Raw genomic sequence first — 23,335 nt, 5'->3', positions numbered from 1 at the left:
TTTTCGTTTATGTTACCCTTTATTTTTCGTTTTATTCGAAGTTTGTAATCTTTCATAAACAGTAGAAAGTGCTTGCTCAAATTTCCCTGTCGTTTTCGGTTTATAATATTGCTTGTTTTTTATTTTATCAGGTAAGTATTGTTGCCTTACCCAGCCGTTTGGATGGTCGTGTGGATATAAATATCCAATGCCTCTTCCAAGTGATTCTGCGCCTTTGTAATGACTATCTTTTAAATGGCTTGGAATGTCACCTGTTTGACCGTTGCGTAAATCGTGTAATGCAGCATCAAGTGCTTTATAAGCTGAATTTGATTTTGGTGATAAGCATAGCTCGATAACGGCATTTGCAAGTGGGATGCGTGCTTCTGGGAATCCAACTCGTTCAGCTGATTCAATTGCAGCTAGTGTACGTGGTCCAGCTTGTGGGCTAGCAAGTCCAATATCTTCATAAGCCATAATAAGAAGGCGTCTGCCAATACTTTGTAAATCACCTGCTTCAATAAGGCGTGCTAAATAATGGAGCGCTGCATTTACATCACTTCCGCGCACTGATTTTTGAAATGCTGATAATACGTCATAATGAGCATCGCCGCCTTTGTCGTGAACGAAGCTCTTCTTTTGTAAGCATTCTTCTGCAATCTCGAGTGTGATTTCAGCCGCTTGATCGTCTGTAGTAAAGCTAGATAATACAGCAAGCTCAAGTGCGTTATAAGCGGAACGCATATCACCACCAGAGGCGTTTGCAAAGTGATGTAGTGCTTCATCTGTTACCGTTACAGCATATTCTCCAAGGCCTTTTTCTTTATCTTCTAAAGCTCTTTTTAACCCAATTAAAATATCATCTTCTGTTAGTGCGTGTAATTCGAAAATTTGACACCTGCTTCGAATAGCGGAGTTTATTGCATGGAATGGATTACTTGTCGTTGCACCAATTAAAGTAAGAAGTCCGCTTTCTAAGTGAGGTAATAGAAAGTCTTGCTTTGCTTTATCTAGACGGTGAACTTCATCTAAAATTAAAACGAGGTGTCGATGCATCTTCGCTTCTTGTACGACAACTTCCATATCTTTTTTATTGTGAGTAACAGCATTCAATAGACGAAACGGGGTACCGGTACTTCCAGCAATTGCACTGGCAATGGATGTTTTTCCTGTACCTGGAGGACCGTATAAAATCATAGATTGAAAATGATTGGCTTGGACCATTCGCCATAAAATCTTTCCTTCACCAACTAAATGTTGTTGCCCAATAATTTCTTGAATATTTGTAGGGCGCATTCGATGTGCGAGTGGTTGTTTCATTTGGACCGTCTCCCTTAATATATAATCTCGTTCTATCGTATCATTTTTTTCTACGAAATTTGAAATAGGATGCTGTTTTATGGGAAAAATAAAGGATAATATTTTCATTTTTCTTTCAATTGTAATAATTCCCGAGTTTTTCAATGTGATTTTATGTTATCATTTTGATACACAAGTTGAAATTTCTTATAATACTATATTATGCTATAATTTCATAGGATTTTAAATTGTGTTCTTTTTATAAATAAGATATAACCAATAGAAGTGAAAATTTGAAAAGAGGTGCAAAATAGATGAAAATTTCAACGAAAGGCCGCTATGGCTTAACAATTATGATTGATCTTGCAAAAAAGTTTGGTGAAGGTCCGATTTCATTAAAATCAATTGCGCAGGCACATGACTTATCGGAACATTACTTAGAGCAATTAATTTCACCACTTCGTAACGCGCGTCTAGTAAAGAGTACGCGGGGAGCATATGGCGGATATGTACTATCAGATCAGCCGGCTAACATTACAGCTGGAGATGTAATCCGTGTATTAGAGGGTCCGATTAGTGTTGTAGAAATGATAGAAGAAGAAGAACCAGCACAACGCCAATTATGGATGCGTGTTCGTGATGCGGTGCAAGAAGTGTTAGATAGTACAACGTTAGAAGATTTAGTACGTTATGAGGAAGAAAATCACGGGGGCTATATGTTTTACATTTAATTCCTTGTGAAACGATTTGGAAAGAAGGAGATTTAATGGAACGCATTTACTTAGATCATGCTGCGACATCTCCGACTCACCCAGAAGTGGTCGAAAAGATGATTCCATATATGACAGAAATATTCGGGAACCCGTCTAGTATTCACTTTTATGGACGTCAAACTCGTCACACAGTAGATGAGGCGAGAAGAGTGTGTGCACGCAGCATTCATGCGAATCCGAATGAAATTATATTTACGAGCGGTGGTACAGAAGCTGATAATTTAGCGCTTATCGGTGTAGCACGTGCGAACCGTCATAAAGGTAACCACATTATAACGACGCAAATTGAACATCATGCGATTTTGCATACGTGCGAATTGTTAGAGCGTGAAGGGTTTGAAGTGACATATTTACCTGTCGATGAAACAGGGCGCATTCAAGTTTCTGACATACAAAAGGCATTAACAGAAGAGACGATTCTTGTATCTGTTATGTTTGGGAATAATGAAGTAGGGACGATGCAACCGATTGTGGAAATAGGAAAGCTGTTAAAAGAGCATCAAGCGTATTTCCATACAGATGCGGTACAAGCTTACGGTTTAGTAGAAATTAATGTGAAAGAGTTTGGTATTGATTTATTATCAATTTCAGCTCATAAAATTAACGGGCCAAAAGGTGTAGGTTTCTTATACGCTGGTGCAAATGTGAAATTTGAACCGTTATTAATAGGCGGAGAGCAAGAAAGAAAACGCCGTGCTGGTACGGAAAATGTGCCTAGTATTGCTGGGCTTCAGTATGCAATTCTTATAGCTGAAAAAACTCGTGAGCAAAAAAATGCCCAATATGAAGAGTTTAAAGATATAATGGTATCTGTCTTCAAAAATGAAGGCATTACTTTCGAGGTAAACGGAAACTTAGAACATCGCTTACCGCATGTACTTAATGTAAGTTTTACAGGAATGAACATTGAACCGTTTCTTGTGAACTTAGACTTAGCTGGTATTGCAGTATCAAGTGGTTCTGCTTGTACAGCTGGTTCGATTGATCCATCACATGTATTAGTAGCGATGTTTGGAAAAGACTCCGATCAAATACGTTCATCCGTACGCTTTAGTTTTGGACTTGGAAATACGAAAGAGCAAATTGAAAAAGCGGCGTACGAAACAGTGAAAATCGTGAAGCGATTAACACAAAATTAGCATGGGAGGTGACATGATGAACAAACTACCTCACGAAACACGCGTTGTCATCGGTATGTCCGGTGGCGTCGATTCATCTGTAGCAGCACTTTTATTAAAAGAGCAAGGTTATGATGTAATCGGAATTTTTATGAAAAACTGGGATGATACAGATGAGAATGGTGTCTGCACAGCAACAGAAGATTACAATGATGTAATTGAAGTGTGTAACCAAATTGGTATTCCGTATTATGCAGTAAACTTTGAAAAACAATACTGGGATAAAGTATTTACGTACTTCTTAGATGAGTACCGAGCTGGTCGTACACCAAACCCAGATGTAATGTGTAATAAAGAAATTAAATTTAAAGCATTTTTAGAGCATGCAATTGCGCTTGGTGCGGATTATGTGGCAACAGGCCATTATGCACGCGTTGCTTATATGGACGGCGAGTATAAAATGCTTCGCGGTGTTGATGACAATAAAGATCAAACATATTTCTTAAATCAATTAAGCCAAGAGCAATTATCAAAAACAATGTTCCCGTTAGGTGAATTAAAGAAACCGCAAATTCGTGAAATGGCGAAAGAAGCTGGCTTAGCGACAGCGGCGAAAAAAGATAGTACAGGTATTTGCTTCATTGGTGAGCGTAACTTTAAAGATTTCTTAAGTAACTACTTACCGGCACAACCAGGTGTAATGCAAACATTATCTGGTGAAGTGAAAGGGAAGCATGACGGTTTAATGTATTATACAATTGGACAACGTCATGGCCTTGGAATTGGTGGTAATGGTGATCCATGGTTTGCTGTTGGGAAAAATCTAAAAGAAAACATTTTATATGTTGATCAAGGATTCCATAACGAACTTCTATATGGTGATGAAGTTATTGCTACGAATGTAGGATGGGTAAGTAACAAAGAAAAAGAAACAGAATTTAAGTGCACGGCGAAATTCCGTTATCGTCAAGAAGACAATAAAGTAACGGTTCAAATCGTTGATGAAAATACAGTTCGTATTCTTTGTGATGAGCCAATTCGTGCAATTACACCAGGACAAGCAGTCGTTTTCTATGATGGAGATGAGTGCTTAGGCGGTGCTACAATTGATGAAGTATACCGTAGTGGTAAGAAATTGGATTATTTAGGATAAATGAGAAGCCTCTGCCGATTAGCGGTTAGAGGTTTCTTTTACATAAAGCGAATTTTCGTTCGCTTGGAAAATACATTCTTTGTTATAATTTGTTGTAGAGGTGAAGGACATGTCAAACAAACTTGAAACAGGTATTCAATATATGCAAGAAGGAAACTGGGAAGAAGCAGCTAAAAATTTTACAGAAGCAATCGAAGAAAATCCGAAAGATGCGCTTGGGTACATTAATTTTGCAAATTTATTAGACGTATTAGGTGATAGCGAGCGAGCGATTTTATTTTATAAACGTGCACTAGAGTTAGATGATAAATCTGCAGCAGCCTATTATGGTTTAGGAAATGTATATTATGGCCAAGAGCAATTTACTGAAGCGAAAGCTGTATTTGAACAAGCAATGCAAGCTGGATTACAATCAGCTGATGTAACATTTATGTTAGGTATCACACATGTACAGCTTGGAAATGATCGTCTTGCACTACCATTCTTACAAAGAGCAACAGAATTAGATGAAAACGATGTAGAAGCTGTATTCCAGTGCGGACTTTGCTTCGCGCGATTAGAACACGTTCAAGAGGCGAAACCTTATTTTGAAAAGGTATTAGAAATGGATGAGGAGCATGCAGATGCGTATTACAATTTAGGTGTTGCGTACGTATTTGAGGAAAATAATGAGAAGGCTCTCGCTTTATTTAAGAAAGCAACTGAAATTCAGCCAGATCACTTTTTAGCGGGTAATGGCGTTCGTTTATTAGAGCAAGAAGCTGAATAAGATAAAAATATAGTTTAATGGGTAGTTATCCCTCATCTAAAAAGGTGGGGGATGTACTGCTCATTAAAGTGAAAATACCGGAAAGGAGAGGAAAAATGGGAAATCAACATGCAATGGATTTGTTTGAGGAAGAGAAAAAGTTTATAAAAGCGCAAGTTCTTCATACCATTTTCCACAACGAAGAAAACCTCTATTCCGTTGTCAGTATGAAAGTCATTGAAACGAATGAAACGTATGACGAAAAGAAAGTAATGATAAACGGTCATTTTCCCCGCATGCATGAAGATGAAGTGTTTACATTGACAGGTCATTTTAAGGACCATCCAAAGTATGGAAAACAATATATGGTTGAAACATTTAAAAAAGAATTGCCGCAAACAAAAGCAGGTATGGTGCAATATTTAGCGAGTGATTTATTTAAAGGGATAGGAAAGCGTACAGCTGAAAAAATTGTGGACCATCTCGGAGAACATGCTATTTCTAAAATTATGGATGACCCTGAGGCATTAAATGGTGTCGTTAATAAACAAAAGGCTCAGGAAATATATGAGACAATTGTTGAACATCAAGGGCTAGAGAAAGTAATGAGCTTTTTAAATGGCTACGGTTTTGGAACGAAACTTTCTATTAAGATTTACCAGCAATATAAAGAGATGACATTAGAAGTGATTCGTAATAATCCGTATCAACTTATCGAAGAAGTGGACGGGATTGGTTTTGGAAGAGCGGATGATATAGGGCGTGCGTTAGGGATATCGGGTAATCATGACGACCGTGTACGCGCAGGATGTTTTTACACATTAGAGAATGTCTCATTACAACTTGGTCACGTTTATATGAGGAAAGATCAACTTGTAAGAGAAACGATGTCACTTTTAAACAATCAAGAAGGAAGAGTGACTGAGGAAGATATTATAGGTTGTATTGAAACGATGCAAAGTGAAGGGAAAGTCATCATAGAAGAAGAACGAGTGTATTTAGCAACGTTATTCTACTCTGAGAAAGGTGTTGTAAAGTCTATTCGCAGGCTTATGAATCAAGAAGAAACACCTTCATTTCCAGAAGCAGAAGTGTTAAAAACGTTAGGTGAAATTGAAGAACAACTGAACGTACAATATGCACCGTTTCAGCAAGAAGCAATTCAAACGGCACTTCATAAACCGATGATGTTATTGACAGGTGGACCAGGAACAGGGAAAACAACAGTTATTAAAGGGATTGTTGAAATGTATGCATCACTACACGGGTTATCGTTAAATCCGAATGAATACAGTGATGATAATCCATTTCCAATACTATTAACAGCTCCAACAGGAAGAGCAGCGAAGCGGATGAGTGAATCGACAGGACTTCCAGCTTGCACAATTCACCGTTTACTTGGTTGGACGCCAGAAGGATCTTTCCAGCGTAATGAAACGGATCCTGTCCAAGGTAAGCTCCTTATTATCGATGAATTTTCAATGGTTGATATTTGGCTTGCAAATCAGCTATTTAAGTCGTTGCCGACGAACATTCAAGTTATCGTTGTAGGTGATGAAGATCAGTTGCCATCTGTAGGGCCTGGACAAGTATTAAAAGATTTATTAAATGCAGGCGCAGTTCCGACAGTGAAGCTTACTGAAATTTATCGTCAAGCGGAAGGCTCATCAGTGATTCAACTTGCCCATGCGATAAAAAATGGAACTCTACCACCAGATTTAGCACAAAATCAAAAAGATCGTTCATTTATCGGCTGTACAGGAGCTCAAATTGTTGAGGTTGTGAAAAAAGTTTGTGAAAATGCTAAAACAAAAGGCTTTAGCGCAAGAGATGTACAAGTATTAGCACCGATGTACCGCGGGCCTGCTGGTATTAATGTATTAAACGAAGCGCTGCAACAAGTATTTAATCCGAAGAGGGAAAAGAGTAAAGAAATTGCTTACGGTGATGTTGTGTACCGAAGAGGCGATAAAGTACTGCAACTCGTGAATCAGCCGGAGAGCCAAGTGTTTAATGGTGATATTGGGGAAATTGTTTCGGTGTTTTATGCGAAAGAAAACGTTGAGCAACAAGATATGATTATCGTTTCATTTGATGGAATTGAGGTAACGTATACGAAGCCCGATTTAAATCAAATTACGCATGCATATTGTTGTTCCATTCATAAATCACAAGGTAGTGAATTTCCGATTGTTATTATGCCAATCGTGAAAAGTTACAACCGTATGTTACGTCGTAATTTAATTTACACGGGCATTACAAGAAGTAAGAAGTTCCTTATTATTTGCGGAGAGGAAGCAGCTTTCCAATCTGGTGTAAATCGCCTTGATGATGCAATGCGTCAAACAACCTTAGCTAGTCGCTTGCAAGAATCACAAGGAGAAGTACAGATGGTCACAGTTAATGGCGAGGAAATGGACGTGGAAAACATTTCACCGTATGATTTCATGTAACAAGGTGAAATTATATAGTGAAACTTTCAAACGCATAGCGTTGAAAGGCTCCAGTAAAATGTATAAATGAATGCAGTTTGGACATAATGGCGAATAGAATCTGGGAGACTGTAAGGAGATGAAAGCCATATGTTTATTTGTCCAAATTGCAAAGGGAAAGACATTGGAAAAATAGGTGTCAACCAATTTTATTGCTGGAATTGTTATATCGAATTATCGGTTTCAAAGGGGAAAATCCATACGCATCAAGTTGAGGAAGATGGTTCACTAAGCTCTCTTGATGATTTATTTGATGAGAATGAAAGAACGATCGGATAACGAAAAGGGGGATTTACTTTGAATCTACGCAATTCATTAATCGCATTAGGTGTTGGAGCTGCAGCATATCAATATGCTCGTAAGCAAGATGTATTTTCAAAACGCAATATGAAAAAAGCACGTAAGATGATTAAGTCTTACTTATAATCATTTCGATAAAGTGAAAAACTCCCTTGTAGACAAGGGAGTTTTTTTATGCACCCATATGCAAATAAAAAAGTCCGATCTCTGAGAAAAGATAAGATAGACCGTAGCAGCCAACGCCAAGTATTCCATACTGCCATAATTGCTTCGCTTTTTCTTTACGTGAGGAATGAATAAAGAACCCCTTCCAAATACCGAACCCGATACAAATCCATTCAAGAATCATAAAAAGTGCTGATAATCCAAGCATAAACAAAACCATAATTAGCCCTCCTGATTATATTAATTCATGCTGTATTCTCAGGGGTGGTTGTCCTTGTTATGTTATTTATATGTACGTCTTTAAAAAACAGTATGGTCCGTATGAAAAGATTTTAAAAGTTTCGCACATAACCTACCCCATTTATTTTCAAAATAAAGGTGGAGGAGGTTTTTCATGTGAAGAATCTTAAAATCATTTGGATATATCGTTTAGGATTATTGTTACTTGTTTTTCTTTGTCTGCTCGTCTTTTTAAAAATTAAGCCGCTATGGGCACCGATTATTTTTGTATTTAAAGTAGCAATCACGCCGTTTCTTATCGCGTGTTTTATTGCGTATTTATTGCACCCTTTAATTGAAAAAATTCATAAGGAAGGGATGCCCCGTACACTTGCCATTTTGCTCATTTATATCCTTTTCTTTGGCGGAATTGGTTATGGGATTTATAAAGGAACACCAGTCGTTATTAAACAGTTACAAGAGATTAATGAACAATTTCCGCAGTTTACAAAAATGTACGATTCGTGGATGGATGGCGTTACAGAACAAACGGCGAATTTCCCTTCGTTCATTCATGAAAAGGTGAAACAACTTTTTGTGGGTGTGGAAACGAAGATTCAAGCACTTTTAAATAAAGTGATGAGTACAGCTCGTGGTGTACTCGATTCATTGCTCATTATTTTCTTAATACCGTTCATTGTATTTTACATATTAAAAGATTATGGTGAGTTTTATCATATCTTTTGGAAACTAGTCCCAAGTAAATGGCGAGGTACGGGGCAAATGCTTGCGAAAGAAATTGATAAATCACTTGGAAGTTATATTCGAGGACAGTTATTTGTTTGTTTAGTATTAGGGGGAGTATCAGCTCTTTCTTTTTGGTTTATCGGTATGAAATATCCATTATTGCTTGGCATTATTATTGGGGTAACGGATATAATCCCGTACTTCGGTCCTATTTTAGGAGCAATCCCGACGTTAATGATTGCAGCAACAGTATCAACGAGTTTACTTATTAAGGCGGGGATCACAATTGCGATTTTGCAATTTGTGGAGAGTAACATTTTATCGCCTTACATCGTTGGTAAGTCACTTCGTATGCATCCCGTTATTATTATGCTTGCCTTACTAGTTGGGGGAGAGGTAGCTGGGATTGTAGGATTGCTAATATCGGTTCCGATTTTAGCAGTTATTCGCACTGTCATTGTTCATGTGAGACCGCTCTTGAAAAAAGAAGATGTGTAAGTATAGAAGCCCTCTATGTAAGAAATAGAGGGCTAATCATATATTTATTTAGAAAGCTGCTCGTGTATCTTTTGAACGAGGGAGCTCACATCATTTGTTTGAATATGTTTTATTTTTTTCCATTCGTTATCATACATAAATACAATTTGATTGTTGAAAAGCCGCTTTTGTTCTTTTAGATTAGAAATTTTTGCGAAAGAGTACTCTTCAAATATTGGATTCTTACTTACATCTGGCCCATAAAAGAATAGCCTTTTGTTCGTTAAAATTAGCATTCCTGGCCTTGCGACGGAACGATAAATAAATATGTCTAATGAACATGCTGCGTAAAATAATATCGTTTCGTCAGTCGCTAATATGTTTTTAGCTTTGCTAAGTAAGGTTGTCATTGTGATCGCTCCTTTATTTTATTAACAATAATTTAATTATAACAAAAAAAGTAATATTTAGAAATTTTTATAAATTATTCTTATAAGGAGATTCCGATTTATTAATAAATGCATACTATATGAAAAGGCTGTTAAGAATGAATAGTAGAATACTTATGATTAATAAGTAATTAATCCAATATAAATGATTATCTACATTGACAAACTTAAGAGAATTCTATTATATTTAGTCATATAATACATTAAATCAATGACGGAACAAGTACGTTACAGTCCATTTATAGAGAGAAGCTTCCATATGGCTGAAAGAAGCTTTAAATGAAGGGTAACAGAAAGCTAATCCTGAGAGCAGCTAATCACTGCCGTCTTGCCACGTTACGGCACCATGAGGTGATGAATTGATTGTTATTGTAATCAATTCATAATTAGGGTGGTATCGCGAGTTAACTCTCGTCCCTTTTATAGGGACGGGAGTTTTTTATATTTAAGGAGGAAAATACAATGAAACAACTAACAGGCGCACAAATTCGTCAAATGTTTTTAGACTTTTTCCAAGAAAAAGGACATGCAGTAGAACCTAGTGCATCACTAGTTCCGCATGAAGATCCATCTCTTCTATGGATTAATAGTGGTGTAGCTACATTAAAAAAATATTTTGATGGACGTGTAATCCCACAAAATCCACGTATTACAAATGCTCAAAAATCAATTCGTACAAACGATATTGAAAACGTAGGGAAAACAGCTCGTCACCATACATTCTTTGAAATGTTAGGAAATTTCTCAATTGGTGATTACTTCAAAGAAGAAGCAATTACATGGGCTTGGGAATTCTTAACGAGCGACAAATGGATCGGATTCGATAAAGAATTACTATCAGTTACAATCCATCCAGAAGATGAAGAAGCATTCACAATTTGGAATGAGAAAATGGGCGTTCCAAAAGAGCGTATTATTCGCTTAGAAGAAAACTTCTGGGATATCGGTGAAGGACCAAGTGGACCGAATACAGAGATTTTCTATGACCGCGGAGAAGCTTACGGTAATGACTTTAGTGACCCAGAATTATATCCAGGCGGAGAAAACGAGCGTTACTTAGAAGTATGGAACCTTGTATTCTCTCAATTTAACCATAATCCAGACGGTTCATATACACCACTTCCTAAGAAAAACATTGATACAGGGATGGGTCTAGAGCGTATGACATCTATCGTTCAAGATGTGCCTACAAACTTCGATACAGACCTATTCATGCCGATGATTGGTGCAACAGAAACAATTTCTGGTGAAAAATATCGTAATGGCGATTTAGAAAAAGATATGGCATTCAAAGTAATTGCTGACCATATCCGTACAGTAACATTCGCTGTTGGTGACGGTGCTCTTCCATCTAACGAAGGCCGTGGTTATGTATTACGTCGTTTATTACGCCGCGCTGTTCGTTATTCGAAGAAATTAAACATCAATCGTCCATTTATGTTTGAATTAGTACCGGTTGTTGGAGAAGTAATGAAAGACTTCTATCCAGAAGTACTTGAAAAGAAAGATTTCATTGCGAAAGTTGTGAAGAACGAAGAAGAGCGTTTCCATGAAACACTTCATGATGGTGAAGCGATTTTAGCTGAAGTAATTGCAAAAGCAAAAGAAGAAAAAACAACTGTTATTTCTGGAGTAGATGCGTTCCGTCTATATGACACATACGGTTTCCCAATTGAATTAACAGAAGAATATGCAGAAGAAGCTGGCATGACAGTTGATCATGAAGGCTTTGAAAATGAAATGGAAAAACAACGTGAGCGTGCCCGTGCTGCTCGTCAAGACGTTGATTCTATGCAAGTTCAAGGTGGTGTCCTTGGAGAAATTAAAGTAGCGAGCGAATTCGTTGGTTACGGTACAGTTGCAACAGAAAGTAACGTTGTTGCACTTGTGAAAAATGGCGAATACACAGACAGCTTACAAGCTGGTGAAGAAGGACAGTTAATTCTTGATGTAACACCATTCTATGCTGAGAGCGGTGGACAAATTGCAGACCGTGGTTACCTTCTTGCTGATGGCGTGAAAGTTCTTGTAAAAGACGTACAAAAAGCACCAAACGGCCAAAACTTGCATAAAGTTGTTGTTGAAGAAGGAACATTAACGAAAGATGCGGCTGTAAAAGCTATTATCGATACGAAAAATCGTAGTAGCGTTGTAAAAAATCATACAGCAACTCATTTACTACACCAAGCATTAAAAGACGTACTTGGAACACACGTTAACCAAGCAGGTTCTCTTGTAACTTCTGAACGTCTACGCTTTGACTTCTCTCACTTCGGTCAAGTACAAGCTGACGAATTAGAAAAAATTGAGCGTATGGTAAACGAGAAAATTTGGGAAAGTATTGATGTTGAGATTTCTCAAAAAGCAATCGAAGAAGCGAAAGAAATGGGTGCAATGGCATTATTCGGTGAAAAATACGGTGATGTTGTACGCGTTGTACAAGTTGGCGATTACAGCTTAGAGCTTTGCGGCGGTTGTCACGTTGATAACACAGCTTCTATCGGTATTTTCAAAATCGTTGCTGAGTCTGGTATCGGTGCAGGAACTCGTCGTATTGAAGCAGTAACTGGTAAGTCTGCATACGAATTAATGAACGATCAAGTAGGTTTATTAAAAGAAGCAGCAGGAAAAATGAAAACAAATCCGAAAGATATTTTAACAAGAGTTGATGGTCTATTTGCTGAAGTGAAACAACTGCAAAAAGAAAATGAATCTCTTGCTGCGAAATTAAGCAATATCGAAGCTGGAAACTTAACTGATTCTGTAATGACAGTTGATGGTGTGAATGTATTAGCAGCGAAAGTAAATGTTGCAGATATGAATAACTTACGTACGATGATGGATGATCTGAAAAATAAATTAGAGTCAGCAGTTGTTGTATTAGCGTCTGTTAATGACGATAAAGTAAACATCCTAGCAGGTGTAACGAAAGACTTAATTAGCCAAGGTTACCATGCTGGTAAACTTGTGAAAGAAGTAGCTTCTCGTTGCGGCGGTGGCGGTGGCGGCCGTCCTGATATGGCACAAGCAGGCGGTAAAAACCCAGCTCAAGTCGAAGAAGCTTTAGCATTTGTACAAGAGTACGTTAAATCTGTTTCAAAATAAAGAGATAGTAGTGTACAATGGTAGGGAGAGGAGAAGTTCTTCTCCCTATACTTACTATATAAGTGAGGTGCTTGAAATGGACGGTTTTGATAAAACAATGAAGTTTAGCATTCAAGATGAAAAACAGAGTGTCCATGTAAATGATGTACTTTTAACTGTGTATGATGCACTTCAAGAAAAAGGCTATAATCCGATTAACCAAATCGTCGGTTATTTATTAAGTGGAGACCCAGCATACATACCTCGCCATAAAGATGCACGTAGCATCATTCGCAAGCTTGAACGTGATGAGTTAATTGAAGAGCTTGTGAAGTCTTACTTGAAACATCATCGTGAGGAGTAGTTTATGCGGATATTAGGTTTAGATGTAGGTACAAAAACAGTCGGAGTTGCAATTAGCGACGAAATGGGCTGGACAGCACAAGGATTAGAAACAATTAAGATTAACGAAGAACGAGGTCACTTTGGTTTTGATCGTATTTCTGAGTTAGTAAAGCAGTACAATGTGGACAAGATAGTAGTAGGTTTACCTAAAAATATGAATGGTACAATTGGCCCGCGTGGTGAAGCGTGCCAACAATTTGCAGAAAACCTACGAGAGCTGTTACAATTAGACGTTGTAATGTGGGACGAGCGTTTGTCAACAATGGCAGCGGAACGTCTGCTCATTTCAGCCGATGTAAGCCGTAAGAAGCGAAAGCAAGTAATTGATAAGATGGCTGCAGTCGTAATCTTACAAGGATTTTTAGATAGTAAATAAGAGGTGACCAAAATGGAAGAAAATCAAATTACAATTGTAGACGAAAAAGGTAACGAACATTTATGTGAAATTATTTTCACTTTTGACGCTGAAAAATTTGGGAAAAAATCATACGTAGTCTTCTCTCCAATCGGTGAAGTAGACGAAGATGGAGACCAAATTTATGATGCAATGGCTTATGAGCAAAATGAAGAAGAGGGCGGAACTTTACTTCCAATCGAATCTGAAGAAGAGTGGGAAATGGTACAAGAAATGTTCAACACTCTAGCTGATGAGCAAGAAGCTGAATAATAAGTACTGAAAAGATGGACGACATACAGTCCATCTTTTTTTGTATTTATATGTAAAATGAAAGATTTTTTGTCGAAACTGTGTAAGTCTTTGTAGTATAATGAGACGGATTGTAGAAAAATAAAGTGTCAATTAAAAAAGATAAGTGAATTTTTAGCGTTTTTACATCGTGCTGTATAGAAAGGTGTACATACGGTCTACAATTAAGTAAGGAGGAAATGTTTTGATAGAGAATCAAGTGAAAAAGAAGCGTAGACGCATCTTTTTATTTTCGATTATTGCACTGCTTTTAGTTTGTGGTTCAGTCTATGCGTATATTTCATCCGCATTAGGACCAGTTGATAGCGGGAATAAAAAAGAGATTGAAGTAGAAATTCCGAAAGGATCATCTACAAGTAAAATTGGAGAAATTTTAGAAGAAAAAGGCGCTGTAAAAAACGGTACAGTTTTTAGTTTTTATACAAAGGCTAAATCGAAAAGTTTACAAGCAGGTACATATTTATTAAATCCTTCAATGAATGCTGAAGATGTGATCGAACAAATGTCATCTGGCAATGTGCATCGTCCGGCTCTTTATAAAGTGACGATTAAAGAAGGGGCGCAAGTAACTGAAATTGCAGAAACGATTGCGACAGAACTAAAGTGGAATAAAGATGATGTTACGCGTCAATTAAACGATAAAGCATTTATTCAAAAAATGCAGCAAAAGTATCCGAAGTTATTAACGGATAAAATCTTTGATAGCAATATTAAATACCCATTAGAAGGTTATTTATATCCTGCAACGTATTCGTTTTATAAGAAAGATACGACGTTAGAAGAAATTGTAATTCCAATGCTTGAGAAAACAAATGCAATCATTGTTCAAAATGAGGCGAAAATGAAAGCGAAGAATTGGGATGTTCATCAGCTTTTAACATTATCTTCACTTATTGAAGAAGAGGCAACTGGTTTTACAGATCGTCAAAAGATCTCTAGTGTCTTTTATAATCGTTTAGCAAAAGGTATGCCGCTTCAAACGGATCCAACGGTATTATATGCACTTGGAAAGCATAAACAACGTGTATTATACGAAGATTTAAAGGTCAACTCACCGTACAATACGTATGTTGTAAAAGGATTACCGGTAGGGCCGATCGCAAACTCTGGTAAACATTCAGTAGAAGCTGCGTTAGAACCTGCGCAAACAGATTATTATTATTTCTTAGCTGCACCAAGTGGTGAAGTGTACTATGCGAAAACATTAGAAGAGCATAATGCATTAAAGCAAAAATACATTACGAAAAAATAGTGAAATGGGGAGGGATAGCGAAAAAAGTCGCACATCCCTCTTTTTTGTGGTAAAATATATCGGGTTAAAAACTGGCAGAAGAATCGTTTTTAATATCAAAACGGGACGTACAAGCTAAGGATAAAGCTGGCTTGTATTTTTATTGCATTCTATGTGTGAAAAGACGTCATAGAGGCACTTCTCCATGTAAATAAGGAGGACCATTTATGGAGGATGCAGTTAACGAGTACCTATTATCATTTATTGATCCGAAAGATAAATTAATTCTTGAAATGGAAGAATATGCAACAGAAAATCATGTGCCGATTATGGATCGACTTGGAATGGAATTTATGCTGCAATTTTTACGTTTAATTGGACCGAAAAGCATTTTAGAACTTGGAACAGCAATCGGTTATTCTAGTATTCGTATGATGCAAGCTATTCCAAATTCACGTATTGTGACAGTTGAGCGCAATCGTGAGCGATATGAAAAAGCACTTGAATATATAGAACGTTCCCCAGTAACAGATCGTATTTCAGTTATTTACGGTGATGCGTTAGAGACAGGTGAACAAGTAAAAGAACACGGGACATTTGACGTTATTTTTATTGATGCAGCAAAAGGACAGTATCGTCGCTTTTTTGACTTATATGAACCGTTATTAAATCCTGGTGGCGTAATTATTTCAGATAATGTTATGTACCACGGTCTTGTAACGACAAAAGAGAAAATTGAAAACAGACGTACACGTGGTTTAATCCGTCGTATTAAGACGTACAATGAGTGGCTTATGAACCATGAAGGATATGATACAACGATTTTCCCAATTGGTGATGGAGTAGCTGTTAGTAAAAAGAGAGGGTGACCAAGGTATGAAGAAACCTGAATTGTTAGTAACGCCAAGAGCGGTGGCGGATATCGAACAACTTGCGAAAGCAGGAGCAGATGCGGTAATGATCGGTGAGCAAAAGTTTGGTTTACGTTTAGCAGGGGAGTTTTCACGTGAAGATGTAAAACAAGCTGTGAAGATTGCACATGAAAATGGTGTGAAAGTATACGTAGCCATGAACGCTATGTTCCACAACGATAAAGTAGAAGAATTAACAGATTACGTTTCATTTTTAAACGAAGTAAATGTAGATGCAATTGTTTTCGGAGATCCAGCGGTATTAATGGCTGTTCGTGAAGTAGCACCAAATATGCAGTTGCACTGGAATACAGAAACGACAGCAACAAACTGGTTCACTTGTAATTACTGGGGACAAAGAGGATCAAAGCGTGCTGTATTAGCTCGTGAGCTTAGCTTAGATGAAATTGTTGATTTAAAAGAAAATGCTGAAGTGGAACTGGAAGTACAAATTCACGGTATGACTTGTATGTTCCAATCGAAGCGTTCATTAGTAGGAAACTACTTTGAGTATCAAGGACGTAATCTTGACATTGAAAAGAAAAAATATGAAGAGAATATGTTCTTATATGACCCAGAGCGTAACAATAAATATCCAATTTATGAAGATGAAAATGGTACTCACATTATGAGTCCGAACGACATTTGTTTCATCGATGAATTAGAGGAACTAATCGATGCTGAAGTTGATAGCTTAAAAATCGACGGTGTACTAAAAAGCTCTGAATACATTATTGAAGTAACGAAGAAATATCGTCAAGCGATTGATTTATGCGTAGAAGATCGTGATGCATATTATGACGTGAAAGATGATCTATATAAAGAAATAGAAGAAATGCAACCAGTAAATCGTCCGTTAGATACAGGATTCTTCTTTAAAGAAACGGTTTACTAAACGAGGAGGGTGTAGGAAATGACTGTACAAGAAATTTCACGAGTGATCGATGGCAAACGTGTTATTGTGAAGAAACCTGAACTGTTAATCCCTGCGGGTAACTTAGAAAAATTAAAAGTAGCTATCCATTACGGGGCAGATGCTGTATATTTAGGTGGACAAGAATTTGGTCTTCGTTCGAATGCAGGTAACTTTACGCTAGAAGAAATGGCAGAAGGCGTTGAGTTTGCAAAGAAGTATGGAGCAAAAATATACGTAACAACAAATATCTTTGCACATAATGAAAATATGGACGGGCTAGAGGAATATTTAAAAGGGATTGAAAAAGCTGGCGTAACGGGAATTATCGTTGCTGATCCGCTTATCATTGAGACTTGTAAACGCGTAGCGCCTTCTGTTGAGGTGCATTTAAGCACACAGCAATCACTATCCAACTGGAAAGCAGCACAGTATTGGAAAGAAGAAGGTTTACATCGTCTTGTATTAGCTCGTGAAGCAAGCTATGAAGAAATGAAAGAAATTAAAGAAAAAGTGGATATTGAAATTGAAGCGTTCGTCCATGGTGCAATGTGTATCGCATATTCAGGAAGATGTACATTAAGTAACCATATGACAGCGCGTGATTCTAATCGTGGTGGTTGTTGCCAATCTTGCCGCTGGGATTATGATTTAGTTCAAACAGTATCACAACATAAAGATGCAAAAGAGCTTCCTCTATTCCAAGAAGGAGATGCTCACTTTGCGATGAGTCCAAAAGATTTAAATTTAATTTTATCAATTCCAAAAATGATTGAAATCGGAATCGATAGCTTAAAGGTAGAAGGACGTATGAAATCAATCCATTACGTAGCGACTGTAGCAACTGTATATCGTAAAGTAATTGATGCGTATTGTGCGGATCCAGATAACTTTGAGTTTAAACAAGAATGGTTAGATGAGCTTGATAAATGTGCAAATCGTGATACAGCTCCTGCATTCTTTGAAGGGGTTCCAGGACATCAAGAGCAAATGTTTGGAAATCATAGTAAGAAAACAACGTATGATTTTGCTGGTTTAGTGTTAGATTATAATGAAGAAACGGGCATCGTAACGATTGAGCAACGTAATCATTTCAAACCAGGACATGAAGTGGAGTTCTTTGGACCAGAAATAGAAAACTTTACGCAAACGGTGGAGAAAATTTGGGATGAGGATGGAAACGAATTAGATGCAGCGAGACATCCGTTGCAAATCGTGAAATTCAAAGTGGATCAACGAGTGTATGTGAATAATATGATGCGCAAAAGCATACTTCAATAAGAAAGAGTGATAGTCGAATGGGGACGAATAAGCCTGTTGTAATTGGAATTGCTGGTGGTTCGGGATCAGGTAAAACGAGTGTAACGAAAGCGATTTTTGACCATTTTAAAGGTCATTCTATTTTAATCTTAGAGCAAGATTATTATTACAAAGATCAAAGCCATTTACCAATGGAAGAGCGTTTAAAAACAAATTATGATCATCCGCTTGCGTTTGATAATGATCTGTTAATTGAACATTTGCAGCAGTTGCTTGCATATGAGCAAATTGATAAGCCTGTATATGACTATACATTGCATACGCGTTCAGAAGAAATTATTCCGGTTGAGCCGAAAGATGTAATTATTTTAGAAGGAATTCTTATTTTAGAAGACCCACGTCTTTGCGAGTTAATGGACATTAAATTATTCGTTGATACGGATGCTGACCTTCGTATTCTGCGCCGCATGCAACGTGATATTAAAGAGCGCGGTCGTACGATGGATTCAGTTATTGATCAGTACGTAAATGTTGTACGTCCAATGCACAATCAATTTATTGAGCCTTCTAAGAAATTTGCGGATATTATTATCCCTGAAGGTGGACAAAACCACGTTGCAATTGATATTATGGTGACAAAAATTGCAACAATTCTTGAACAAAAAGTAAATTTGTAATAGCATAGTAAAAGATATACGGTAGGAAGGGATTTTTTCCCTTCTTATCGAATACAATGAAACATGCAACCTCATCTATATATAGGTGAGGGCATATTTATATCAACTTTCCATACATATCTTCTTTATATAAAGAAGAATTGGAAATACGGGGTTGTATGTGACAACTCCGCTAGTGCAAGGGTACTAGAAACCTCCGCTAACAATGGAAGCGGAGGAGTTTTCATATGGAACTCCTCTTTTTTTTCGGGGGATTGGTATATAAAAGGAGTGGAAAATATGTCAACAGAAAAAACATACCCTATGACGCAAGAGGGTAAGCAAAAACTAGAGAACGAACTTGAGCAATTAAAAACAGTAAGACGTAAAGAAGTAGTAGAACGTATTAAAATCGCACGTAGCTTCGGGGATCTTTCTGAGAACTCTGAGTACGATGCAGCGAAAGATGAGCAAGCGTTCGTAGAAGGACGTATTACACAATTAGAAAATATGATTCGTAACGCAGTTATCATTAAAGATACTGGCGAAGTATCTACTGTTGTTACATTAGGTAAAACAGTAACATTTAAAGAATTACCAAACGGAGATGAAGAAGCGTATACAATCGTAGGTAGCGCGGAAGCTGATCCATTCGAAGGAAGAATTTCTAACGATTCTCCAATCGCAAAAAGCTTATTAGGTAAGCAAATTGGTGAGAAAGTAACAATCCAAACACCAGGCGGAGAAATGCAAGTAGAGATTGTCTCTGTAAAATAAAAAAAAGATTCTCCTATCGGGAGAATCTTTTTTTTCTGTAGAATGAAAAAAATTGTGTAAACCTTAGAGTGATTCGACAAAAAATGTCAAAAAAACACTTTAAGCTTTGATATCATAATTAGAGACCATAGGTTTTAAAAGGGAAAAGGGGCTAATTATGAAACATAAAATCTTTACAGGATTGGTTTGTAGTATCTCCATATTAGGACTTGCTGCATGCGGAACGAATGAAGAAACTACATCATCAAAGGGAGAAAAAGTGAAGCAAGAAGAAAAAAAGGATATTAAAGCAACTGAGAGTTCAAAAGCCTTAGAAAATCCACAAGATAAAAAGGAATTTAATGATTTTGATGTAGCGTATCAATTAGCAATTGTCATGAAAATATTTCAAGATGTAACGATTAAGTATGATTACGCAATTGGGAATCCAGATTATTTATTGCGAGATTCGATGGATCAAAAAACAATAGATGATATGAAGAATATGTTACAAGAACAGGCGAAGAATAATGATAAAATTTTAAAAGATGAAGTGAATCAAGCATATACATATTTAAAACAATCGAAAGTAAGTAATAAAGATGATATTCAAAAAATAATAGATGCACAAAATAATTATTTACATATTGTAGATAAGATGATTACTTGTATTGATTCTGTAACAGTTGAGAATGCAAAAGAAAAAAGAAATGAAATGGATAATCTTAGTAAGGATTATTTAAAAATAGCGGCTAATGTAACAACCACTGTAATTGAAGTTGCTAAAAACACTGGAGTGAATGAAACTGAATTTAGATCGCTTCTTATGAAATTTTTAGAGAAGCCAAAGAAACAATAATAGCCTTATATAATATCTGTTTTTGTTTTGGAGATTGTATAAATAAAATAGTACCTCGTCTAAACTACAATAGACGAGGTGTTTTTTATGAAAATAAAACGGAGAATTACAATTGTTTTAATTTGTTTTATGAGCGTTATGTTTGTATTGCTTTGTCGTTTAATCCAAATTCAAATTATAGATACAGAATCATTTACTGATCGCAAAATAAATTTAATTGAAAAAAGTGTTACGCAACGCACACAATCCATTACAGTAGACGATGGACGTGGGCAGTTTATAGATCGTAATGGTAAAAAAATAGGTGAGGAAAAATATCCTGTTTTAATTATTTTTCCATTTTTACAAATAAAAAATGACATGTTAGAGAAAATCGCGCATATCATTGGTGTGTCGAGACAAGAGATTAGAAGACAAATGAAAAATAATAAAAATGCATTTACACTACAAGGAGAAACTGCTCCATTTCGAGTGACACGAGAGCAGATGGAGAAGGTAAATGAATTACATGTATTAGGTATTGTAGCAGCTGAAGTGCGATTAAAACAAACTGGAGAGATAAATCATTTAATTGGTGATGTAGGGGAGAACGAAAGGGAGTTTCAAAAGCGATATGGAGAATTGAAAAGAATCTCAAAACAAACGCCGATAGGTATTTCAGGATTACAGCAATCATTTGATGAATTTCTATTGACTGATGGAGAGGCAAAAGTATTATATCAAGTAGACCGGCAAGGAGAACCAATTTTCGGAAAGCAAGCGAAATACACTTCACCAGGAAATCCATTTTATCCAGTTAGGATTCAAACTACTTTACATAAAGAGTTGCAGCAAAAAGCAGAAGAAGTGATTGAAGCGAACGAAATAAAGAAGGGGGGACTAGTATTACTTGATGTAAAGACAAATGAAATATTAGCGATGGCTAGTAAGCCGTCTTTACAAGTAAGGGATGAGAATTTATATAAAACTACACTTGAAAATCAAATGTTAACGCCACATTTTCCAGGCTCTGTTTTTAAAACAGTAGTTGCAGCTGCAGTCATTGATCAAAAAGTAAATTTGTTTAATCGGACATTTAACTGTAATAAAGATTTATATGGTGAAAACGACCCGCAAGTTAGGATGGGTACACTTAACTTTAAAGAGAGCTTTGCTAGGAGCTGTAACAGGACATTTTCCGAGTTAGGTAACGAGCTATTACAAAAGGATAAGACGGTGCTAGAAACATACGTAGCAGCTTTAGGAGCAAATGAAAAGGTTGGATGGAAAGGTTCTGTATTTCATACACCTCATTTTGAGCAAATGCCAGAAGAAAAGGGTACTACTATTTGGGGGAATGAAGAAAATAAAAATAGTAAAAAAGCGGTAGAACAAACAGCAATTGGACAGAAAGATGTACGTATATCACCTCTAGCAATTGCAAATATGATGGCGACGATTGCGAGGAATGGAGAAAAGATGGAAGTGAAAGCAGTTGAAAAAATAGTATATAAAAATGGAGCGGATTTTTTTACATTTGAGAGCCATACGTTAAATGGAAAACAGCTTTCGTATGAAACAGTGAAAACATTACAAAAGTTATTAAGAGGCGTTGTAACAAGGGAGAAAGGAACAGGAACGGCATTCCGTTCGTTGCCGCTAAGTGTCGCTGGAAAATCCGGGACAGCGCAAACAGGGAAAGGGACGAGGGTGAATCGCTGGTTTGCAGGTTATTTTCCGTATGAGAATCCAAGATATGCTTTAGTTGTTGTTGATCTAGAGACTGATAGCAAAGTGAATAAAGTTACACCTATTTTTAAAGATATGGTAGGAGCAATCTATCAATTGGAGAATGAAAAGTAATCTTGCAATTTATAGTGAAATGTCTTCATTTCATGAAAATATCATTGTAAATGTTCAACCTTTCTAGATTTAATGTTACAATAGCAATTAGGAAAAACTGCATGGAGGTTTGGAGAATGGCAGGAGGATCAAGATTCCAACAGAAACAACAAAAACGTCGTCAAAACGGTGTTTTAAATATTGCAATCGCTATTGTATTACTATTAGTAGCTATTGTAGCATATCAATTGTTCGTTCCTAGTACGAAAGAGCAAGCATCTTCTACTGATAAGAAAGTCTCTCAACAAACAACAAAGAATGAGAAAGCTGGAAAATCAGAAGATAAAGAATCTGCTAAGAAAAAAGAACAAGAGCAAGCAGAAGCTAAGAAAAAAGCTGAAGAAGAGAAGCTAAAGGCTGAAGAAGAACAGAAAAAAGCTGAAGAAGAAGCGAAAGCTAACGAGAAAGTATCAGCTGAGAAAACTGTATCTAAGGCAAAAGAGGCGTATACAAAACCTTCTTGGAAAGCTGTAGGAACAGAACAAGGTTCATCACCAGCGATGACGTTTAAACAGGGTTCATCAGATTGGAATGAGATGCAAAGTGCAATTGCTGCAGGTGTTGAAGTACCGAAAGAGCAATTAGTATTCCATTTTGTTGGAAGAGACAAAACTGGAAAGAGCAAAGCTTATGGTGATGTTCAAGATAAGCAAAGTGGGAAAAGATATTATGTAAATATTGATTGGGTAGACAATGAGGGCTGGAAACCAGTACTTGTTCAAACTCTAAACTAAAAAAGAGAGGCTCCTTAGGA

General features: G+C 36.8%; 24 protein-coding genes and 1 other annotated feature. Of the genes, 21 read left to right on the top strand and 3 right to left on the bottom strand.

Annotated elements, in window-relative coordinates; translation table 11 throughout:
* Positions 1 to 12: 12 nt before the first annotated feature.
* Positions 13 to 1,299 (bottom strand): replication-associated recombination protein A, encoded by a 1,287-nt coding sequence (locus HFD78_RS07760; RefSeq protein ID WP_000812919.1) that lies wholly within the window; start codon positions 1,297 to 1,299, stop codon positions 13 to 15.
* A 293-nt stretch (positions 1,300 to 1,592) separates the two neighbouring features.
* On the opposite strand from HFD78_RS07760, the gene cymR reads away from it, so the two are divergent.
* From cymR to HFD78_RS07725, 7 genes are all read left to right on the top strand, one after another.
* A complete protein-coding gene (gene cymR, locus HFD78_RS07755) occupies positions 1,593 to 2,009 on the top strand; it encodes a cysteine metabolism transcriptional regulator CymR (RefSeq protein WP_000704116.1) in 417 nt (138 codons plus the stop codon).
* A 35-nt stretch (positions 2,010 to 2,044) separates the two neighbouring features.
* Complete coding sequence (locus HFD78_RS07750) at positions 2,045 to 3,190, top strand: cysteine desulfurase family protein (RefSeq protein WP_000439893.1); 1,146 nt, start codon at positions 2,045 to 2,047, stop codon at positions 3,188 to 3,190.
* 16 nt (positions 3,191 to 3,206) lie between these two features.
* On the top strand, positions 3,207 to 4,322 hold the full coding sequence (gene mnmA / locus HFD78_RS07745) for a tRNA 2-thiouridine(34) synthase MnmA (RefSeq protein ID WP_001038010.1): 1,116 nt from the start codon (positions 3,207 to 3,209) through the stop codon (positions 4,320 to 4,322).
* A 109-nt stretch (positions 4,323 to 4,431) separates the two neighbouring features.
* Positions 4,432 to 5,091, top strand: coding sequence for a tetratricopeptide repeat protein (locus HFD78_RS07740; protein WP_000066409.1), 660 nt, complete (start codon positions 4,432 to 4,434; stop codon positions 5,089 to 5,091).
* A 95-nt stretch (positions 5,092 to 5,186) separates the two neighbouring features.
* Positions 5,187 to 7,523, top strand: a complete 2,337-nt coding sequence (gene recD2, locus HFD78_RS07735) for an SF1B family DNA helicase RecD2 (protein ID WP_000528086.1) — start codon at positions 5,187 to 5,189, stop codon at positions 7,521 to 7,523.
* A 129-nt stretch (positions 7,524 to 7,652) separates the two neighbouring features.
* Positions 7,653 to 7,841 carry a hypothetical protein gene (locus HFD78_RS07730; protein WP_000469281.1) on the top strand — a complete coding sequence of 63 codons (189 nt, stop codon included), beginning with the start codon at positions 7,653 to 7,655 and terminating at the stop codon, positions 7,839 to 7,841.
* Positions 7,842 to 7,859: 18 nt separating this feature from the next.
* Positions 7,860 to 7,988 (top strand): YrzQ family protein, encoded by a 129-nt coding sequence (locus HFD78_RS07725; protein WP_001053553.1) that lies wholly within the window; start codon positions 7,860 to 7,862, stop codon positions 7,986 to 7,988.
* Between the two features lie 46 nt (positions 7,989 to 8,034).
* On the opposite strand, the gene HFD78_RS07720 is transcribed toward HFD78_RS07725, so the two are convergent.
* Positions 8,035 to 8,247: a hypothetical protein gene (locus HFD78_RS07720; RefSeq protein ID WP_000242535.1), complete on the bottom strand. Its 213-nt coding sequence runs from the start codon at positions 8,245 to 8,247 to the stop codon at positions 8,035 to 8,037.
* Between the two features lie 176 nt (positions 8,248 to 8,423).
* On the opposite strand from HFD78_RS07720, the gene HFD78_RS07715 reads away from it, so the two are divergent.
* Positions 8,424 to 9,491 (top strand): AI-2E family transporter, encoded by a 1,068-nt coding sequence (locus HFD78_RS07715; protein ID WP_000793128.1) that lies wholly within the window; start codon positions 8,424 to 8,426, stop codon positions 9,489 to 9,491.
* A 44-nt stretch (positions 9,492 to 9,535) separates the two neighbouring features.
* Here the strand turns inward: HFD78_RS07715 and HFD78_RS07710 are convergent, their stop codons facing one another.
* Entirely contained in the window at positions 9,536 to 9,880 is a 345-nt protein-coding gene (locus tag HFD78_RS07710) for a PH domain-containing protein (protein ID WP_000209584.1), read from the bottom strand.
* A gap of 241 nt (positions 9,881 to 10,121) precedes the next feature.
* Positions 10,122 to 10,341 (top strand) — a binding site (T-box leader).
* Between the two features lie 40 nt (positions 10,342 to 10,381).
* On the opposite strand from HFD78_RS07710, the gene alaS reads away from it, so the two are divergent.
* From alaS to HFD78_RS07645, 13 genes are all read left to right on the top strand, one after another.
* A complete protein-coding gene (gene alaS / locus HFD78_RS07705; protein WP_000811825.1) occupies positions 10,382 to 13,024 on the top strand; it encodes an alanine--tRNA ligase in 2,643 nt (880 codons plus the stop codon).
* Between the two features lie 76 nt (positions 13,025 to 13,100).
* Complete coding sequence (locus HFD78_RS07700) at positions 13,101 to 13,367, top strand: IreB family regulatory phosphoprotein (RefSeq protein WP_000348590.1); 267 nt, start codon at positions 13,101 to 13,103, stop codon at positions 13,365 to 13,367.
* 3 nt (positions 13,368 to 13,370) lie between these two features.
* Positions 13,371 to 13,784: a Holliday junction resolvase RuvX gene (ruvX, locus tag HFD78_RS07695; RefSeq protein WP_001221193.1), complete on the top strand. Its 414-nt coding sequence runs from the start codon at positions 13,371 to 13,373 to the stop codon at positions 13,782 to 13,784.
* A 12-nt stretch (positions 13,785 to 13,796) separates the two neighbouring features.
* Positions 13,797 to 14,075 (top strand): DUF1292 domain-containing protein, encoded by a 279-nt coding sequence (locus HFD78_RS07690; RefSeq protein ID WP_000392247.1) that lies wholly within the window; start codon positions 13,797 to 13,799, stop codon positions 14,073 to 14,075.
* Positions 14,076 to 14,298: 223 nt separating this feature from the next.
* The gene (gene mltG / locus HFD78_RS07685; protein WP_000572137.1) at positions 14,299 to 15,366 is read left to right on the top strand and encodes an endolytic transglycosylase MltG; all 1,068 of its coding nucleotides are present in this window, start codon (positions 14,299 to 14,301) and stop codon (positions 15,364 to 15,366) included.
* 206 nt (positions 15,367 to 15,572) lie between these two features.
* Positions 15,573 to 16,214, top strand: coding sequence for an O-methyltransferase (locus HFD78_RS07680; protein WP_000389102.1), 642 nt, complete (start codon positions 15,573 to 15,575; stop codon positions 16,212 to 16,214).
* A 7-nt stretch (positions 16,215 to 16,221) separates the two neighbouring features.
* A complete protein-coding gene (locus tag HFD78_RS07675) occupies positions 16,222 to 17,151 on the top strand; it encodes a peptidase U32 family protein (RefSeq protein ID WP_000742807.1) in 930 nt (309 codons plus the stop codon).
* An 18-nt stretch (positions 17,152 to 17,169) separates the two neighbouring features.
* A complete protein-coding gene (locus HFD78_RS07670; protein ID WP_000217974.1) occupies positions 17,170 to 18,450 on the top strand; it encodes a peptidase U32 family protein in 1,281 nt (426 codons plus the stop codon).
* 17 nt (positions 18,451 to 18,467) lie between these two features.
* A complete protein-coding gene (gene udk, locus HFD78_RS07665; RefSeq protein ID WP_000537078.1) occupies positions 18,468 to 19,106 on the top strand; it encodes a uridine kinase in 639 nt (212 codons plus the stop codon).
* Between the two features lie 279 nt (positions 19,107 to 19,385).
* Positions 19,386 to 19,862: a transcription elongation factor GreA gene (greA, locus tag HFD78_RS07660; protein WP_000102591.1), complete on the top strand. Its 477-nt coding sequence runs from the start codon at positions 19,386 to 19,388 to the stop codon at positions 19,860 to 19,862.
* Positions 19,863 to 20,019: 157 nt separating this feature from the next.
* On the top strand, positions 20,020 to 20,700 hold the full coding sequence (locus HFD78_RS07655; protein ID WP_000680878.1) for a hypothetical protein: 681 nt from the start codon (positions 20,020 to 20,022) through the stop codon (positions 20,698 to 20,700).
* 87 nt (positions 20,701 to 20,787) lie between these two features.
* Positions 20,788 to 22,542: a peptidoglycan D,D-transpeptidase FtsI family protein gene (locus HFD78_RS07650; RefSeq protein WP_000695156.1), complete on the top strand. Its 1,755-nt coding sequence runs from the start codon at positions 20,788 to 20,790 to the stop codon at positions 22,540 to 22,542.
* Positions 22,543 to 22,658: 116 nt separating this feature from the next.
* Positions 22,659 to 23,315 (top strand): YrrS family protein, encoded by a 657-nt coding sequence (locus tag HFD78_RS07645; protein WP_000897102.1) that lies wholly within the window; start codon positions 22,659 to 22,661, stop codon positions 23,313 to 23,315.
* Positions 23,316 to 23,335: the final 20 nt, after the last annotated feature.

This window comes from Bacillus sp. EKM501B (assembly GCF_011800505.1).
Taxonomy (GTDB): Bacteria; Bacillota; Bacilli; order Bacillales; family Bacillaceae_G; genus Bacillus_A; species Bacillus_A cereus.
This window is presented reverse-complemented; position numbering and strand designations above follow the sequence as displayed.